Origin of the sequence: Virgibacillus sp. M23 (genome assembly GCF_034190895.1) — a bacterium.
Taxonomy (GTDB): domain Bacteria; phylum Bacillota; class Bacilli; order Bacillales; family Amphibacillaceae; genus Virgibacillus; species Virgibacillus salarius.
On the sequence record NZ_JAWDHA010000005.1, the window covers coordinates 30,885 to 46,515 of the forward strand.

Consider the following 15,631-nt stretch of genomic DNA (forward strand, 5'->3'; position numbering starts at 1 on the left):
TATTACTCATTAGATAAGGGAAGTGTACAGGATGCACTATTTTATAAAAGCAGATCGGTTTATATTGGAAAATCATATAGCAGAAGCTGGCTATCTTTCCGTCGAAAATGGACGATTTGGTCATCTGACCAAAACGGTACCTGATTCTGCTGAAGTAATTGATTGGAGTGGTTATATGATTGCTCCAGGTCTAGTGGATACGCATATTCATGGTATAAATGGCTACGACATCATGGATGGCACGAAGGAAGCAGTTCGCCATATTTCAGGAGCCTTGTTAACACTAGGTGTTACAAGATTCTTGCCAACAACGTTAACATCCTCACGCTCTGATCTTGACAAGGCCATTCAAGCTGTTACAGAAGCTGTGGAAGAAGGCTTGCCAGGAGCATTGTCCGAAGGAATTTATTTAGAAGGACCGTTTTTTACGGAAGCGTATAAAGGAGCACAGAATCCAAAGTACTTTCAAGATCCTGACATTGGATTATTTGAGAAATGGCAATCACTTGCTAAGGGAAACATTGTAAAAATTGCCCTTGCTCCGGAACGCGAGTATGCTATGGAATTTATTAAAACAATGGATGATAAAGGTGTCTTAGTAAGTATCGGGCACACAAATGCTAGTTATGGTTGCTGTCAAGAAGCGATAGCAGCTGGAGCGCAAAACTTTGTTCATTTATTTAATGGTATGTCGGGGCTTCATCACCGAAATCCTGGGGTTGCTGGTGCTGCATTAACAGATACCAATGTTTATGCTGAACTCATTTGTGATGGTTACCATGTTCACCCTGATGTAGCGACTCTTGCACTAAAGGTAAAAAATGAAAAGCTGATGCTGATTACGGATTGCATGCGAGCAGGAATGATGCCTGATGGACATTATCATTTGGGAGAGTTTCCTGTCGTTATGCAAAATGGTGTAGCTCGCACAGAAGAGGGGTCATTGGCTGGAAGCACGTTAAGATTAATTGACGGTGTTAAAAATCTTCATAACTGGTCCGATCAAGCATTATTTGATATATGGCATTTGGCTAGTTTAACCCCTGCCAAGAGTTTAGGGCGCGCAGAAGAGATAGGAAGTATACATCCGGGAAAGCTGGCCGATTATGTGGTTTTGGATGACGAGTTGTCGGTTCAAGCAACAGCAATTAATGGGAACATAAAATATCGAAAAATGACAACAGGAAATGAGGAGGAGTAATATGGGATACGTGCAAAATACAGAAGATATGCTAAGAAAAGCTAGAAGAGAAGGTTATGCGGTACCTGCTTTTAATATTCATAACCTAGAAACGATACAAACTGTAGTAGAAACGGCACAAGAATTAAAATCTCCAGTTATATTAGCTGCTACTCCAGGAACGATGAACTATGCAGGACGCGCTTATATTCAAGCAATTGCTGAAGTAGCAGCAAAGCAAAATGATATACCTATTGCCTTACATCTTGATCATCATGAAACCTATGAATCTATCGTTGAATCACTAGAGTTAGGGACAAAATCAGTTATGATTGATGGGTCACATCATACCTTTAAGGAAAATATTGCGATCTCGAAACAAGTTGTTGATACGGCACATGCCTATGGTGCTACAGTCGAGGCAGAACTAGGGAAATTAGTAGGGCAAGAGGATGATTTAGTTGTGGAAGCAAAGGATGCCGCTTATACCGATCCAGATACAGTAGCTGAATTTGTTGAAGAAACAGGTGTTGACTCATTGGCTGTAGCTATTGGTACGGGACATGGTTTATATGAGACAGAGCCTGATTTAGATTTTGAACGGTTAGAAAAGATTAAGAATTTAATTTCTATACCGATTGTTTTACATGGTGCTTCAGGGATTTCGAAGGAAGATGTTCAGAAATGTATTTCTTTAGGTTGTGCGAAAGTCAATATTTCAACTGAATTAAAAATTCCTTTCTCTACTGGATTACGAGCACACCTCATGGAACATCCAAATGAAACGGATCCAAGAAAATATATGGGTCCTGCCAAAGCTAGGATGAAGGAAGCAGTTAAAGAAAAAATAGCAATTTGTATGAGTGCAGGAAAGGCATAAAACTCACAATATATAGAAGCGGTATTTTCTGCATATACAATAAGTATGAGGAAAAGGAAGTGGAGAAGTGATATTAACCATTACCTTAAATCCATCCGTAGATATTCGATATAGCATCTCAAGCTTCCAGGAGAATGCCATTAATAGAGTGACAGATGTCTCTAAGACGGCAGGAGGAAAAGGTTTGAATGTAACTCGAGTGTTACATCAACTTGAGGAGAATGTAGCAGCTTCAGGCTTTCTAGGTGGAAGCTTAGGTAGCTTTATTAGTACTGAATTACAAAAATATGGTATTGACAATTATTTTACGCCTATTAAGGGAGAAACGCGTAATTGTATTGCTATCATTCATAACGGTAAGCAAACGGAGATTTTAGAAAGTGGGCCAGAAATCAGTGAAAATGAAGCAGCATCTTTTCTAAGGGAGTTCGAAAAAAATGTTCTTCAGGCGGAAGTAGTTACTATTTCTGGAAGTCTCCCCGCAGGGTTAGACAGAACCTATTATAATCAGATGCTAGAAATTGCCGAAAAAGCTAGAACTCCTGTTTTACTAGATACTAAGGGTGAACTACTTGCTGAAGCATTACAGCATGATGTGAAGCCATTTTTAATTAAACCAAACCAATACGAGCTTGGTGATTTAATCGGTTCGGAAATTCTTCACGTAGATGAAATGAAGCAAGCTCTACAGTTGCCATTATTTAACGATATATCTTGGGTGGTTATAACGTTAGGAGAGACTGGTGCAGTGGTAAAACACGAAAACAATTTTTACCACGTCACAACTCCAAAAATAAATGCAGTTAATCCAGTAGGATCTGGGGATTCTGTTATCGCTGGTTTTGCTGCCGGGTTGGAAAGGAAGCTTCAAGAAACCGAATTAATTCGATTTGGTATAACCATGGGTGTTTTAAATGCAATGGAAGAAAAGACAGGGTCAATCGATCTAACGAAAATGGACTGGTGTATCCAGCAAATAAAAATTGATGTTTTGTAGTGCTTTTTGCTGAAAGACAGCTTCTACCAGTAATTTTCAGAGGCAAACAGTAACAAAATAAAGCTCCTTCACCTCGTTTACTTTAACTAGGTGAAGGAGCTTTACGTTCTAAAAAGCAGGATTTACACTGAAAAGTCTTATTAAGATGATAAGTAGTTGAAGTACATTTTGTGGATGTAGGCATATGATGATTATGGATATTATAATGTTTGAAAGGATTGAAATGTTATGTATTATATGCCTCAAGCTTATCCATATTTTCATTACAATAATGTAGGCACAGCTATGTACGATTCTAATAATCAGTCAAGAAGTACAGAGGAAAATTATCAAAGCCTTTGTGAATCTATACTTGAAGAAGTAAAACGAGTGGCTTGTGTAACTACGTTATATCAGGAGTTAGCAAATGTAGCACCAAATGAGGAACATGCCGATAACATTCGACATGCCCTAGCAGGAAAGAAAGACCATTTGGCACATGTTACAAATCTTTATATTCAATTAACAGGGGCAGAGCCTGACTATCAGGTAAATGACATCACTTTTGAAAGTTATCAGCAAGGTTTACAGAGAGCTTATGAGTTAGAAGTCGAAGGATACCAGGCCTATCAGAAAGGCTATTTCCTTACACAGCAGGATCCACAAATACGAAATATCTTTTTGGCTGCGCTAAACGGAGATCAAGTCAATGTCTCTAATGTTGAGCAAATACAAAATGGGAATTTTCGACGGCCAATGGATTATGGAGGAGAGCCGTTTGTCATTGATATAGAGGAAGCTACGAAGCAAAACAACACCTTTCGTACCGCTATTTGGACGGGGGACCATTTACAAGTAACGCTTATGAGTATTGATGTTGGAGAATCTATTGGCTTAGAAGTTCACCCATCGACAGATCAATTTTTGCGTATTGAAGAGGGAGAAGGATTTGTGCAAATGGGAGATCGTAAAGACCAACTTACTTTTGAAGCAAATGTAAATGATGACGATGCCATCATGGTTCCTGCTGGTAAATGGCATAATATAACCAATGTAGGAACCGATCCTTTAAAATTATACTCCATTTATGCACCACCTGAGCACCCTTTTGGAACTGTCCATAAAACAAAAGCGGAGGCAATGGCTGCTGAAAAGTACTAAAAATTTTGATCATAAAAGGATATCCACTCTAAAGGCGAATAATAAACTACGACAGCTTGTTGTTCGTCTTTTTTCCAGATTAAAACCCCGCCTCTTATTGGTTAATTAGGTATCATTCACTTAAAAAATGGCTCTATAAAATAATGAATAGGTTGATACTTGTCAGAATGGTTATTTGGGTCATATTCACATACTACTATGCTCGAATATCAATAAGACTTGTTAAATGATCGAATTCATTTCTTTAAAAAGAAAAAATCCAAGCAATGACCTCAAGGTCTGCTTGGATTCATATATTACAAGAAAGGGGGAGTTACAAGGGTAGTATAGTAATTCCCAATTACATCCATTTCTAAACCACCATTCTTGAAAAAGGGCATTGTAATTATACACAGTGAGGGAGTTAGCTTCGTCTGATTTCTTAAAGCCTATTTCTGTATAGCTTTTCTAAGCTACACCCTGAACGATTATTGGCTATACGAAGAGAAATCTAGCGAATCATAAGCTTTTTTAATAATGTCAGCATATACCTTAGCCCCTTTTTTATTTGGATGGACTCCGTCAGAAGCAAAGTAATTATCATGTCCAGCGCTAGCACCATGCCAATCTACTAATGTAACATTTGCCTGTTTTGAGGCCGTATCTGCTAATGTCCTATTAACGACTTGTTCCCAAGGTCGAGAAATACGCGTATTAACTAATAGAACTTGACGGTCATCACCAATCATCTCAAGCACAGACAAAAGCTGATCCTTTGCAAAGGCTCCGTTAGTACCAAGTCCAATAATGACGATCTCTCCTAATTTGTCTTGGCCTTTCAGTTGCTTTACTACATTTTTTGCTTGCTTCATTTGTCGACCAATGGAAGCATCTATATGGATGGAAGGGAAATAAGATTCGAGAAAAGGCGATACATTAATTAGTATCGAATCACCAATTGCGGTAACCTCTTTCTTATCTGAATTCTCATTTGCTACAGCTTCCTTTTCCTCCTCATGAGTCTGCTCTTTTTTAGTAGCATTATGCTTCTCTTCTTTTGGCAGTTTCGTTTCATGTTTGTCCTTATTCTCAGTGTTAGCAGGTATATTTTCTTCTTTTTCTTGTTTGAGAGCTTGCTCTTTTTCTATTTTTTCCTTAGTTGCTTTTTCCGCTGATTCTCTGTTTTCATTTATATGCTTAGACTCACTGTATTCCGTTAATAAGCTATCTTCACTATAGGAAGCATTCGAGGTGGAAGCATTGGTGACTAATTGTAGCGAAGTAAGTAGGATTAAGACACTACCACCAATAACGGTCCATTTATTCAATGGAATACGTGAAGGAAGTCTTGTAAAAGAAAGCTGTTTCCAAAATTTAATGAATCCATCATGACGAATAGGCCCCTCGATAAATTTCCATGATAGTGCAGATAAGCCAAGAATAATTGCCAATTGAATCGTTACTCGAATGAAAGAAATACCATTTGTATTGATGGCTGGTGTTGTTAGCATAATAACTGGATAGTGCCATAAATAGATCGCATATGAGCGGATACCTACCCATCTTAGGAACGGTAAATTAAAAAGGTTGCCTATACTGTTTGCCGGGTGAACAAGTACGGCTATGAGCATGGCTGTTACAATGGATAAAATGACCATTCCACCATAATAAAGAAAGGGTTCATACTGATTTGTCGTCCAAAGCATAACTAGTAAAATACTAAGCATGATTGAACCAGCAATATTAAGTATATGCTTCAATTTCTGAGGTATCTTTCTAGCAAGCTGTCCGCTCGGCCATATGATTGCTAAAGCTGCACCGATTAACAGTGAGAAAGCTCTTGTGTCTGTTCCATAGTAGACTCTGCTAGGATCCAGACCTGGTTGATAAAGTAACATCATTAGAATTGCGGAAACACTTGCGGTAATAAGCATGATTTTTATTAGGGAAAGCTTGGTTATGTAGCGCAAGCCTAACAGCATTAGAATTGGCCATATAATATAAAATTGTTCCTCTACTGCAAGTGACCAGAAATGGGTCAGTAATGATGGTTCTCCAAGCGTTTCGAAATAGGATTGATCTTGAAAAATATACCACCAATTGCTGATATAAAACAATGCAGCGATGAAGTCTGATTTGAACGATGCGATAATAGTGGGTTTGAATAATAATACCCATATAAATGTTAGAATTAACATAGCTAACATTGCGGGAAGTAATCGTCTTGCTCTTTTGATCCAGAATTTTTTAAAGTTGATGCGCTTGTTTTGCTTCCATTCATCAGCAAGTAGATCCGTAATTAAATATCCAGATAAAACAAAGAATATACACACACCTAGAAAGCCACCAGCTGCCCAATCAAAGCCAAGATGATAAAAAATGACAGCTAATACTGCCAGTCCCCGTAACCCATCTAATTCTGATATGTACCTTCGTTTACCATTTCTCCTTTTATTCAAATTTATATCCCCCTTTGTGAAGAGGATGGTTATATAGAACGTATTTTTCTTTCTGTGTGTATAATGTATTCATCGCTGTAATATCCTTTCTGTCTTTCCAAAGCTGTCAATTTAATAAAACATAGGTTTGTTACCTGTTAATATAATATATTAATATTAATTTCTAATAGATTAAAGGCATATAAAAGCTATCATTAAATCATACATAAGGAATTGGAGAGAATCACTCCATTATAAATTCTCTCCTAAAAAACTACTTTTTCCAATAGATCTATATGCCTAATACGGTTATTTAAATATGAACAAATTGTAACTTATGGAATAGCGAATAAATTCCTATTTACATGTTATTTTATATACTGATTCCCAACTAGATCATCAGCTATAACCTCTGTTGGAATAACGAATTCGACAACTCCCATATACCCTGGTGCAACCGTATAATCGTTAAATGAAATCACTAATTTATGGTCTTCATTGATATAAAAGTTTTGGTTAGGATCTATCTTTTCAAACTTATCGACTACGTCTAAATCCTCAATCCCTGCATTATCTACCCAATAAATTTTATCTGGATCTTCTTTTATTTGCTGACGCATTTGTTCTTTTATTTCTTCGCTAATTGTATTTATATAATCATTGTTTTTAAATAGGATTGGTAGTGTCAACATAATTTGCCTTTGTTTATCAATCGTATCATATTTCAGCGTAGTGGCTGATGATGCTTGTATTTCTTCTGTGTATCGCCCAATCGAAAGTAGTAGATCATTATTCGTTTTTACTTCATAGCCGGATTCGATTAGAAAATGACCATCTTCATCTTGCTCTATTTTTTGTGTGAATTCATCATACAATTTTTGATTCTCATTCACATATTTTTGGTTTAAACTATTTTCAAGATCTTTGTTATCCAGATTGTTTACCTGTGGTGTCTTGAGATGAGCATGATAATTACCATTCTCTACTTGAATATCCTGAAACGTTACTACTTGAATAACCGATCCCAAAACGGGTATCTTCGTTAAACTTTGAGCTAGAGCTGGGCTTGTATTTACGCTAATTACAAATAAGCATAATGCAGCGGCTACTCCTATAAACCACTTTGCTCGGAAAGTAGATCTTTTCTTCCGTGTATGAAGTGCCTTATGGACAGTAGAATCTAATTCTTTAGGGATTGGGGTATTTTTATATTGTTTTTTTAATTCTTTTATTTTGTTATCCAATTGCGATCCTCCAATTATCATTAGCCGTATACATCTGGCTAAATTAATTTCATTCCATTTTTTCTTTCAGCATTTCTAACGCTCGATATAATCTAGTTTTAATCGTGTTGTTGTTCTCATTTAAAATTTCAGCAACCTCATGTATTTTTAGGTCTTCAAAATATTTAAGTATGATAACTGTGCGATACTTTACAGGTAATTCCTCTAAAGATCTTTCTAAATCAATATTTTGATACGTATCATTTTTACCAGAGCTATAATAGTCTAGCGTATTTTCATCTACAAATGATGTACGTTTATGTTTCCGTAAAAAATCAAGTGAGGTATTTACAACGATGCGATAAAACCAGCTTTTAACAGATTGATTATCCTGAATGGAATGATGAGCCTTAATTGCTTTTTCAATGGATTCTTGAACAATATCCAAAGCATCTTCCGAGTTTTTAACATAACTATAGGCTAATCGGTAGAAATCCTCTTTTTTTTCTAAAATGAGTGAGATAAGCTTATCCTTCGATTTATTGCGCATGAGAAAAGAGCTCCTTTTGCATAAATACAACATGAATAGTAATATGTTGTAATAAAAAGACGTATGACTGAGTAAAAAAGTTTTGATTTTCTTTTGAAAAGTTATTCATGAGAATGATTCGATGAAAAGAAATCGTATTAGAATAATCTTATTCATTTATACTTCCCCATTTTAACTGCAAAAATATAGGGGGATCTCGAAGGTTGATTTTCTTATTTCAAACACGCAACCGTGGCTATTTCGCATATTGACAAATAGTTAGCAAAACAGTAATATTTTATTGTAATCGATTACATATAGAGGTGCGTGTGAAATCATGGTCACAATTCAGGAGGTAGCAAAAAGGGCAGGAGTTTCTGTCGCTACAGTTTCAAGGGTTATCAATAATCGAAGTAAGGTAAAAGAGAAGACACGAAATCGAGTTGAACAAGCAATAGATGAGTTGAACTACGAGCCAAGTGTTCTAGGACGAAATTTGCGAAATTCAGAAAGCAGGCTACTTCTTGTGTTAATCCCAAGTATTTCCAATCCTTTTTATACAGAAATTATTAATGGAATTGAAGATACTTCCATTAAAGAAGGGTATAATATTTTACTTTGTGAGACAGACTCGAATCCAAAACGAGAAGCTATTTATTTTAATTTAGTACGAAATCGGATGGCAGATGGAATTATTTTAATGGATCCAACTATCAATCGTAAAAATGTTTTGGAACTAGCAACGAACCATCCAATCGTACAATGCAGTGAGTTTGATAAAGAAGGGAATATCTCCTACGTTTCCATTGATAACGAGTTAGCTGCATATCAAGCTGTGAAGCATTTAATAAAGATTGGGAAAAAAAGAATAGCTTTCATTAATTCCGATGAAAAATTTTTGTATGCTCGTGAACGGCGTGCAGGCTATGAGAAAGCCTTTCGTGAGTTTAATATAGCTGTAGAAAAGAAAAGGATATATAATATTAACCAACTAAATTTTGAAAGTGGTCAGCAAGCGATGCGAACACTTCTCAATCAGGAAGAAAAACCAGATGCTGTCTTTGCTGTATCGGATGTACTAGCCATTGGAGCACTCAAAGAAATTCATGCCAATGGTTTGAAGGTTCCGGATGATATTGCCATTATTGGCTTTGATAAAATAAGTTTTTCCAATATGACACATCCAACGTTAACGACAGTATCGCAGCCAATGTATCGCATGGGGTGTATTTCAGCGTCCATGCTTATTAATAAGATTAAAGGTGAAGAAGTAGAAAGCATGCTATTAGAACATGAGTTAGTTATTCGTGAATCTACATAAGGAGGCTATGAACATTTATAATCTGTCTAATGCAAAGGCAATCGTTACGGGGGTAAGCCATGGAGAAGCAATAGGAGCAGCAATTTGTCGCCAGCTAGCGAAAGCGGGTAGTTCCATTTTCTTTACGCATTGGAAAGCAGTAGCAGACTGGCCAGAGAACTTTCAAGCAGAGTTGGCCGACATAGGGATAAATAGTGATCACATGTGTATTGATCTATCTATTCCAGATGCACCACAGAAAGTCTTGGACGTAGCTGTAAATAGCATAGGATCACCAACGATTTTAGTAAATAATGCAGCTCATTCGGAACGAGATGGCTATGAAAAGCTTAATGCTAGTAGTTTAGATGTTCACTATTCAGTAAATATGCGTTCAACTATGATACTTTCTACTCTATTTGCACGTCTATTTAAAAAATCAACTCAAACCGCTGGGAGAATTATTAATTTGGTATCTGGTCAAGATCAAGGGCCAATGATCGAGGAATTAGCTTATGGAGCAACAAAAGGTGCTATTTCTACATTTACAGTGAGCCTTTCCGCAGAAGTAGCTCCACTAGGGATTACCGTCAATGCTGTTAATCCTGGACCTACAGATACAGGGTGGATGTCTGATGAGGACAAGCAGGAACTAGGCAGTCAATTTTTAATGGGGAGAATTGGTCAACCAACGGATGCAGCAAGACTAGTCACCTTTCTTGCAAGTAAAGAATCAGCATGGATCACTGGGCAGGTCATTCATTCTGAAGGAGCTTTCCTTAGAAAGTAAGGTGATTTATCCACATATAACTGGCAATAATATCCCCACCTTAAGCAATAAGTGAAACGAATAATGGTAAGTGTGGGTTCAACTGCTAGTAAATGTCTGATTAGTTCAAAGGCCTTTAGGTCATACCCTTGTGGTACTAACAATCAGCTTACTGATTGAAGTTTCACTTTTTCATATTCAAAAAATCGTTGACAACATTTTAATAAGGGTTATAATTAAACCATAATGTAATCGATTTCATTATTTGTAATATTCAATAAATGCACAAACGTGAAATCGATATAATTTTAAGGGGGACTAAAATTGAGGTTATCCAAGTATGTACTTAGTAGTTTGCTATTCATTGCTTTAACTTTTTTCTTAATTGCTTGTAGTGATTCAGCATCAGAAGATGAGAGTAAAAATGAAAACGATTCAGCAGATAATTCTGAAGATACAACAAAGGATGACGAACAAATTACTATTGTTTATGCACGTGGAGTGGATACATCACCTGCTACGAAAGCAGTTATTAAAGCTTTTGAAGAAAAGCATCCCAATATTAACGTGGAGGAGCGAGAGATGCCAGCAGATACAGGGCAGTCACATGATCAATATGTAACCGCTTTCAGTTCGCAAAGCTCCGAAATTGATGTGTTTAATGCAGATGTTATCTGGCCAGCTGAATTTGCCCAAGCCAATTATGCACTAGAATTGGATCGATTTATTAAAAAAGATGGTATAGATATGAATGCATATTTCCCAGGTACTGTAGCAGCTGGGAAATTTAACGGTAAACAATGGGCAATGCCACAATATACTGACGCTGGTGTATTCTACTACCGATCAGATATCGTAGATGAACCCCCGAAAACTTGGGATGAATTAATAACAATGGCAAAGGAATTCCAGGGTGAAGAAGGTACGAAATTTGGGTATCTAATGCAATCCGCACAGTATGAAGGATTGATTACAAATGCTATCGAATATATTGCTTCATACGGTGGACAGATTGTTGATGAAGATAATAACGTCGTAGCTGATAGTCCAGAAACGGTGAAAGCATTAGAAAAAATGAAGGAAGTTGTCGGGTCTGAATTTGTTCCAGAAAATATTTTAAATTTTAAAGAAATAGAAACAGAAAATGCGTGGATACAGGGGAAATCAGTGTTTGCTAGAAATTGGCCCTATATGATGGCTTCTTCTAATGATGAAGAACGTTCTGAAATTGTAGATAATGTTGAAATGGCAATGCTTCCTGCAGGAGATGAAGGTAGTGCTGCTGCGTTAGGCGGATGGATGACCATGATCAACCGTTATTCCGAGCACCCAGAGGCAGCCTGGGAATTTGTAAAATTTATTTCTGGACCAGAGGGACAAAAGATTTCTGCAATAGAAGGTGGACGTGCACCAACATTGATTGATCTATATGATGATACAGAAGTGCAGGATGTCAGCTTGTTATTTGCTAATTCAGAATTTCGCGAAGTATTACAAACTGCTGTCCCTCGACCGGTATCACCAATATATCCAGAGATTTCAGATATCATGCAAATTGAAATTTCAAAAGTGTTAACTGGTGATCAATCTGCGCAAGATGCCGCAACAAATATGCAAACTAAAATGGAAGCTGCGATGAAGGAGTAATACAGTTAAAGAAACAAATAAGGCAAGGTGGGGAAATTATGCTCATCTTGCCTTTATCCCGCATATAACTAGCAGTAAATTTCCCACTTCAAGCAAGATTGAAACCAATATTGGTAGTGAGGGATAAAAAAACTCCACGGATTGAAGTTTTACTTTATTAATAGAAACTTACAGGCTCTAGTATTTTGGTTTTCAATTAACTACTCTTGCAATAGGGAGGTAACCATGAGGAAGAAACGAAGTTTTCAATTAAATGAGAAGCAGCTTGGATATGCGATGGTAATACCTTCATTAATTCTTGTGTTTGTTGTTGTTCTTTGGCCAGTTGCTCAATCATTTTGGAATAGTTTATTTGATTATCGATTAAATGATCCGAATCGTTCAGAGCTTATGTTGAGTGCGACTATCGATCTAGAGAGATATGTAGATAATCATTTTTATATAAATAGTCAACTAGAGGAGTTGGCAACTGCTGCAGAAGATGAAGAAATAACCTCCACAATTACGAACATAAATAAAGAAATTAACAATTATCATTCCCAACTGCTAGAGGATGATAAGACGAAAGAAAAAGTAGGCAAAGTTGATGAATTAATTATGAACTTCCAACCAGTTACAGATTCTGAGCTGAAATATCAGAAGATAGATAATGACTTTGCTGAAACATATCGTGATGCATTAAAAGGTTATCAAGCTGAATTAGTGAAGATTGCCGAAGCTAGTGAAGCTAGTGCAGTGGCAGATAATTATCAGCAAGCTGCAGATCTACTAGGTGCAACTGCAAAAGCTATTTTAAAATCAAATTTTATTGGTTTTGATAACTATGCAAAATATATACAGGATGCACGTATGTGGAAATCAATTTGGAATACAACTTTTTTCACTGTAGTTACAGTCGCATTAGAACTGATACTTGGTATGTGCATTGCGTTACTAATCAATCGTGCGTTTAAAGGAAGAGGCATTATACGTGCATCGGTTTTAATACCTTGGGCAATTCCTACAGCAGTTGCCGCCATGATGTGGGGATTTTTATATGATGGACAATCAGGAATTGTTGCACATTACTTAGAAGTATTGAATATTATTCCAGATGCATCATGGTTACTATCTACTTCTTCTGGAGGAATGTTTTCTATTATATTAGCTGATGTTTGGAAAACAACTCCTTATATGGCATTACTGTTATTAGCAGGTCTACAGACAATTCCCAATTCGTTATATGAAGCATCAAATGTGGATGGAGCTAATAAATTTCAGCAGTTTTGGCGAATTACATTACCATTATTAAAGTCTTCGATACTTGTTGCTTTATTATTTAGAACACTTGATGCGTTTCGTGTATTTGATTTAATTTTTGTATTGACTGGTGGGGGTCCAGCAAATGCTACGGAATCGATCTCCGTATATGCATATAAAACGCTATTTGCCCAACAGAATTTTGGAGAGGGCTCCGTGCTTTCTGTAATCGTTTTCTTATTTGTAGCCCTAATCAGCTTTATTTATGTGAAACTAATCGGCTCTGATTTATTTGCTGGGCGTACAAAATGAGGAGGGAAGTCATGAAGAAACGTGGAAATATTGGATTTTACTTTTTCTTAATCGTATTTGTCTTGTTAGTTATGTTCCCTTTCATATGGGTATTTTTAACATCTATTAAACCAACAAATGAAATCTTTTCCTCATTTAAATGGTTTACTACTGATCCATCACTATCATCGTACGAGGCTGCATTGACGAATCGACCGTTATTACGCTATATGCTAAATAGTTTTGTGGTATCGATACTAACTACTTTATTATCCTTGGTATTTGCATCCTTTACCGCCTATGCAGTAACACGATTACCAATTAAAGGTAAGGGATTAATTTTAGGGCTTGTATTGGCGGCATCAATGTTTCCGCAAATAGCGATCATTTCACCAATGTTTAATTTGGTTACAGGTTTAGGATTACGTAATAGCTATCTAGGGCTAGTTATACCGTATATTACAATAAGCCTACCACTATCCATTTGGATTTTATCGACTTTTTTCCAGAAAATACCTTATGAGTTAGAAGAGTCAGCAAAGCTGGACGGTGCTAGCCCATTCCAGACATTTCGAAAGATAATCTTTCCTTTAGCAGCTCCTGGTGTATTTACAACGGGTATTTTAGTTTTTATTGCTGCATGGAATGAATACTTATTTGCATTAACTATAAATAGTGATGATGTATGGCGTACAGTTCCAGTGGGGATATCCATGTACCAGAGTCAATTCTCTATTCCGTGGGGGGATATTTCAGCAGCTACTGTTATTGTTACCATACCAATTGTAATAATTGTGCTCCTTTTCCAAAGAAGAATCGTTTCCGGGTTAACATCTGGTTCGGTAAAAGAATAAACAGTGTAATGTCAATATAGAAACAATCATTTACTAGGCAATATACATGGAATTCGCTACTAAATATAAAGGGTGATCAATATGATGGAAAAACTACGTGTTGCAATAATCGGCTGTGGAGGAATTGCTTTTGGTAAGCACTTACCAAGTCTATCAAGAATTAGTGAGGTTGAATTAATAGTATTTTGCGATTCAAAAAAGGAAAAAGCCCAGAAGGCGGCCGATCAGTATGGCGTTGCTAATGCCATGATATATGAGCATTATAAGGAGCTTTTAGCTAACGAATCTATCGACGTCGTTCATGTGTGTACACCGAATATCTCTCATGCAGAAATTACGATAGCTGCTTTAAATGCTGGGAAGCATGTCATGTGTGAAAAACCAATGGCAAAGTCAACGGAGGAAGCAAAAGCAATGTTGGCTGCTGCAGAGAAGTCAAATAAAAAACTTACGATTGGCTATAACAATCGTTTTCGTCAGGATAGTCAGTATTTGCGACAGGTTTGTCAGCGTGGCGATTTAGGGAACATCTATTTTGCAAAAGCACATGCAATTCGCAGGCGTGCTGTTCCAACCTGGGGCGTGTTTTTAGATGGTGAAAAGCAGGGTGGTGGACCATTAATTGATATTGGTACACATGCATTGGATTTAACCCTTTGGATGATGGACAATTATGAACCTAAAGCTGTAATGGGAGCAACACATCATCAGTTAGGTAAGAAAGAAAATGCAGCTAATCCTTGGGGGGCATGGGATCCAAAAGACTTTACAGTTGAGGATTCAGCGTTTGGATTTATTACGATGAAGAATGGAGCTACAATCATTCTGGAATCTAGCTGGGCACTAAATTCATTAGACGTTGATGAAGCCAAATGTTCATTAAGTGGAACGGATGGTGGTGCAGACATGAAGGATGGATTACGTATTAATGGAGAAGAATTTGGTAAGTTGTATACAACAAATGTAGATTTAGATGCTGGAGGTGTCGCTTTCTATGATGGAGAAACAGAAAGTGCAGCTGATTTAGAAGCACGCCTTTGGATTGATGCAATTATGCAGGATAACGAACCGATTGTAAAACCGAAGGAAGCTTTAGTGGTAACCCAAATACTAGAAGCAATCTATCAATCTGCCAAAACTGGTAAGGCTGTATATTTTGATTAAT

13 protein-coding genes are annotated in these 15,631 nt (G+C 36.9%); 10 read left to right on the forward strand and 3 right to left on the reverse strand.

Translation table 11 applies throughout. From position 1 onward, the window contains the following. The first annotated feature begins 31 nt into the window (after positions 1 to 31). From nagA to RVS70_RS03100, 4 genes are all read left to right on the forward strand, one after another. Positions 32 to 1,201 carry an N-acetylglucosamine-6-phosphate deacetylase gene (gene nagA, locus RVS70_RS03085; protein WP_026682302.1) on the forward strand — a complete coding sequence of 390 codons (1,170 nt, stop codon included), beginning with the start codon at positions 32 to 34 and terminating at the stop codon, positions 1,199 to 1,201. Position 1,202: 1 nt separating this feature from the next. Beyond that, positions 1,203 to 2,060 carry a tagatose-bisphosphate aldolase subunit GatY gene (locus RVS70_RS03090; protein WP_026682303.1) on the forward strand — a complete coding sequence of 286 codons (858 nt, stop codon included), beginning with the start codon at positions 1,203 to 1,205 and terminating at the stop codon, positions 2,058 to 2,060. A 67-nt stretch (positions 2,061 to 2,127) separates the two neighbouring features. Further along, positions 2,128 to 3,057 carry a hexose kinase gene (locus RVS70_RS03095; RefSeq protein ID WP_321132490.1) on the forward strand — a complete coding sequence of 310 codons (930 nt, stop codon included), beginning with the start codon at positions 2,128 to 2,130 and terminating at the stop codon, positions 3,055 to 3,057. A gap of 228 nt (positions 3,058 to 3,285) precedes the next feature. Further along, positions 3,286 to 4,197, forward strand: coding sequence for a cupin domain-containing protein (locus tag RVS70_RS03100; protein WP_166530119.1), 912 nt, complete (start codon positions 3,286 to 3,288; stop codon positions 4,195 to 4,197). A gap of 467 nt (positions 4,198 to 4,664) precedes the next feature. Here the strand turns inward: RVS70_RS03100 and RVS70_RS03105 are convergent, their stop codons facing one another. From RVS70_RS03105 to RVS70_RS03115, 3 genes are all read right to left on the reverse strand, one after another. After that, the gene (locus RVS70_RS03105) at positions 4,665 to 6,635 is read right to left on the reverse strand and encodes an acyltransferase family protein (RefSeq protein WP_034679435.1); all 1,971 of its coding nucleotides are present in this window, start codon (positions 6,633 to 6,635) and stop codon (positions 4,665 to 4,667) included. 347 nt (positions 6,636 to 6,982) lie between these two features. Then, positions 6,983 to 7,858, reverse strand: a complete 876-nt coding sequence (locus tag RVS70_RS03110; RefSeq protein WP_026682307.1) for a DUF3298 and DUF4163 domain-containing protein — start codon at positions 7,856 to 7,858, stop codon at positions 6,983 to 6,985. 49 nt (positions 7,859 to 7,907) lie between these two features. Further along, positions 7,908 to 8,387, reverse strand: coding sequence for an RNA polymerase sigma factor (locus RVS70_RS03115; protein WP_026682308.1), 480 nt, complete (start codon positions 8,385 to 8,387; stop codon positions 7,908 to 7,910). Positions 8,388 to 8,703: 316 nt separating this feature from the next. Here RVS70_RS03115 and RVS70_RS03120 point away from each other — a divergent pair, with 316 nt between their 5' ends. The 6 genes from RVS70_RS03120 (at position 8,704) to RVS70_RS03145 (ending at position 15,630) form a co-directional block, all read left to right on the forward strand. Next, positions 8,704 to 9,687, forward strand: a complete 984-nt coding sequence (locus RVS70_RS03120) for a LacI family DNA-binding transcriptional regulator (RefSeq protein ID WP_026682309.1) — start codon at positions 8,704 to 8,706, stop codon at positions 9,685 to 9,687. 7 nt (positions 9,688 to 9,694) lie between these two features. Next, entirely contained in the window at positions 9,695 to 10,456 is a 762-nt protein-coding gene (locus RVS70_RS03125; protein ID WP_121603844.1) for an SDR family oxidoreductase, read from the forward strand. Between the two features lie 303 nt (positions 10,457 to 10,759). Continuing rightward, entirely contained in the window at positions 10,760 to 12,082 is a 1,323-nt protein-coding gene (locus tag RVS70_RS03130) for an ABC transporter substrate-binding protein (protein ID WP_121603843.1), read from the forward strand. 225 nt (positions 12,083 to 12,307) lie between these two features. Next, entirely contained in the window at positions 12,308 to 13,633 is a 1,326-nt protein-coding gene (locus tag RVS70_RS03135; protein ID WP_026682312.1) for a carbohydrate ABC transporter permease, read from the forward strand. Positions 13,634 to 13,644: 11 nt separating this feature from the next. Then, positions 13,645 to 14,466, forward strand: coding sequence for a carbohydrate ABC transporter permease (locus tag RVS70_RS03140; RefSeq protein WP_026682313.1), 822 nt, complete (start codon positions 13,645 to 13,647; stop codon positions 14,464 to 14,466). An 81-nt stretch (positions 14,467 to 14,547) separates the two neighbouring features. After that, positions 14,548 to 15,630, forward strand: coding sequence for a Gfo/Idh/MocA family oxidoreductase (locus tag RVS70_RS03145; RefSeq protein ID WP_321132491.1), 1,083 nt, complete (start codon positions 14,548 to 14,550; stop codon positions 15,628 to 15,630). Position 15,631: the final 1 nt, after the last annotated feature.

Excerpts from the sequence above, each read along its gene's own strand:
- RVS70_RS03125 (WP_121603844.1), top strand. The coding sequence starts at position 9,695 with ATGAACATTTATAATCTGTCTAATGCAAAGGCAATCGTTACGGGGGTA.
- RVS70_RS03115 (WP_026682308.1), bottom strand. The coding sequence starts at position 8,387 with ATGCGCAATAAATCGAAGGATAAGCTTATCTCACTCATTTTAGAAAAA.
- RVS70_RS03100 (WP_166530119.1), top strand. The coding sequence starts at position 3,286 with ATGTATTATATGCCTCAAGCTTATCCATATTTTCATTACAATAATGTA.
- RVS70_RS03135 (WP_026682312.1), top strand. The coding sequence starts at position 12,308 with ATGAGGAAGAAACGAAGTTTTCAATTAAATGAGAAGCAGCTTGGATAT.
- RVS70_RS03090 (WP_026682303.1), top strand. The coding sequence starts at position 1,203 with ATGGGATACGTGCAAAATACAGAAGATATGCTAAGAAAAGCTAGAAGA.
- nagA (WP_026682302.1), top strand. The coding sequence starts at position 32 with ATGCACTATTTTATAAAAGCAGATCGGTTTATATTGGAAAATCATATA.
- RVS70_RS03145 (WP_321132491.1), top strand. The coding sequence starts at position 14,548 with ATGATGGAAAAACTACGTGTTGCAATAATCGGCTGTGGAGGAATTGCT.
- RVS70_RS03140 (WP_026682313.1), top strand. The coding sequence starts at position 13,645 with ATGAAGAAACGTGGAAATATTGGATTTTACTTTTTCTTAATCGTATTT.
- RVS70_RS03120 (WP_026682309.1), top strand. The coding sequence starts at position 8,704 with ATGGTCACAATTCAGGAGGTAGCAAAAAGGGCAGGAGTTTCTGTCGCT.